Here is a 2,676-nt window from a genome sequence, read left to right on the forward strand (position 1 = left end):
CGAGGACTCCAGCAACTCCACCGCCATCGAAGCCCACTGCGAACCCTGACCCGGGAAGACGAACGCCACCTTCCCCGCCGAACCGCTCACGCCCCTGATCTGACCGGCCGACACGCCGTCGGCCGCCAGGGTCTCCAGGGCCGCCCTGAGCTCGGAACGGTCGGCGCCGACGAGCACGGCACGGTGTTCGAAGGCAGCTCGGGTCGACGCCAGGGCGACCCCGACCGCCTCCGGCGCGGTGTCCGGTTCGCCGTCCAGCAGGTCGAGCAGCCGCCGGGCCTGGCCGGCCAGCGCGCCGGCCGTGCGGGCCGAGAGCACCCACGGCAGACCGGAGGTGAGCGCGGCCAGCGGTGCGCCGTCCTGGTCCGCCGCTTCCACGGCCTCTGGTTCCGGGGCCTGCTCCAGGATGATGTGCGCGTTGGTGCCGCTGAAGCCGAAGGAGGAGACCGCCGAGCGGCGCGCCCGCCCGTTCTCCGGCCAGGGACGGGCTTCGGCGAGCAGTTCGACCGCGCCGGCCGACCAGTCGACGTGCGAGGACGGCTCACCGACATGGAGGCTCTTCGGCAGCACCCCGTGCTGCATCGCCAGCACCATCTTGATCACGCCGGCCGCACCCGCCGCCGCCTGGGTGTGGCCCATGTTGGACTTCACCGAGCCCAGCCAGAGCGGACGGCCCTCCGCGCGCCCCTGACCGTAGGTGGCGAGCAGCGCCTGTGCCTCGATCGGGTCGCCGAGGGTGGTGCCGGTGCCGTGCGCCTCCACCGCGTCGACCTCGCCGGCCGTCAGCCCGGCGCTCGCGAGCGCCTGCCTGATGACCCGCTGCTGGGACGGGCCGTTGGGCGCCGTCAGGCCGTTGGACGCGCCGTCCTGGTTGACGGCACTGCCGCGGACGATGCCGAGCACCGGGTGGCCGTTCCGCCGGGCGTCCGACAGCCGCTCCACCAGGATCATGCCGACGCCCTCGCCCCAGCCGGTGCCGTCCGCGTCGTCCGAGAAGGCCTTGCAGCGGCCATCGGCGGCCAGGCCCCGCTGGCGGCTGAACTCCACGAACGTGCTCGGCGTCAGCATCACCGTCACGCCGCCCGCCAGCGCGAGCGACGACTCGCCGGTGCGCAACGACTGGCAGGCCAGGTGCAGCGCGACGAGCGAGGAGGAACACGCCGTGTCGATCGTGACCGCCGGCCCCTCCAGGCCGAAGGTGTAGGAGACGCGGCCGGAGGCGATACTGCCCGAGGTGCCGGTGCTGATCTGGCCCTCGGCTCCCTCCACCGACTGCTGGAGCACCATGGCGTAGTCGTTGTACATCACGCCGACGAAGACACCGGTACGACTGCCGCGAACCGTCCGCGGGTCGATCCCGGCCCGCTCGAAGGCCTCCCAGGACGTCTCCAGCAGCAGCCGCTGCTGCGGGTCCATCGACATCGCCTCGCGCGGCGAGATGCCGAAGAACCCCGGGTCGAACTCGCCCGCCCGGTGCAGGAAGCCGCCCTCGCGGACGTACGAGGTGCCGAGGTGGTCCGGGTCCGGGTGGTAGAGGTTCTCGACGTCCCAGCCGCGGTCCTCGGGGAAGGCCGAGAGCGCGTCCCGCCCGTCGGCGACCAGCCGCCACAGGTCCTCGGGCGATTCGACCCCGCCGGGGTAGCGGCAGGCCATGCCGACGATCGCGATCGGCTCGTCGTCCAGGGCCGTGCTCACGTCCGCGGCGGCCTCCGGCAGCGCACCGAGCAGCTCGGTCCGGAGCTGCTCGGCGAGCGCGGCCGGGTTCGGGTAGTCGAAGACGAGGGTGGCGGGCAGCCGCAGGCCGGTGGCACCGTTGAGGCGGTTCCGCAGCTCGACCGCGGTCAGCGAGTCGAACCCGAGGTCCTTGAAGGCCCGGTTCGGATCCACGGCGGCCGCACCGCCGTAGCCGAGCACCTCCGCCACCTCGCCGCGCACCAGGTCGAACAGCAGGGTCTCCCGCTCCGCGGCACCGAGCGCCGCCAGCCGAGCGGCCAGCGCCGACCCCGCGCCGACCCGGGACCCCGCGGCGGTGGCCCGGCGCAGCGGCGCCCGGACCAGCCCGCGCAGGACGGGCGGCAGCATGCCCGCCTCGGCCTGGGTGCGGAGTCCGGCGAGGTCGAGGCGGATCGGTACCAGGACGGCGTCGTCGCGGTCACCGGCGGCGTCGAGCAGCGCGAGGCCCTCGGCCGTGGACAGCGCCTGCACACCGCCGCGAGCCATCCGCTGCACGTCCGCGTCGCCCAGCTCGCCGGCCATACCGCCGCCGTCCTCCGCCCACAGCCCCCACGCCAGGGACTGCCCCGGGAGACCCGCGGCGTGGCGGTGCTCGGCGAGGGCGTCGAGGAAGGCGTTGGCCGCGGCGTAGTTCGCCTGCCCCGCCGCGCCGAACACACCGGCCGCGGAGGAGAACAACACGAACGCCGCGAGCGGACGGTCCATCGTCAGCTCGTGAAGGTTCCACGCCGCATCCACCTTCGGACGCAGCACGGCATCCAGCCGCTCGGGCGTGAGGGAAGGCACGATCCCGTCATCCAGCACACCCGCCGTGTGGACGACCGCGGTCAGCTCCACACCCTCCAGAACCGCCGCCAGCGCGGCACGATCCGCGACATCACACGCCGCGAACGCCACCTCGGCACCCAGACCGGTCAGCTCCGCCGCCAACTCCACCGCACC

1 protein-coding gene is annotated in these 2,676 nt (G+C 74.0%); it reads right to left on the minus strand.

All coding sequences use genetic code 11. From position 1 onward, the window contains the following. The coding region (locus ABTY15_RS39535) for a type I polyketide synthase (RefSeq protein WP_350607594.1) at window positions 1–2,676 on the minus strand (2,676 nt) is incomplete at both ends.

It is taken from the genome of Kitasatospora sp. NPDC097643 (genome assembly GCF_040302625.1).
Taxonomy (GTDB): Bacteria; Actinomycetota; Actinomycetes; order Streptomycetales; family Streptomycetaceae; genus Kitasatospora.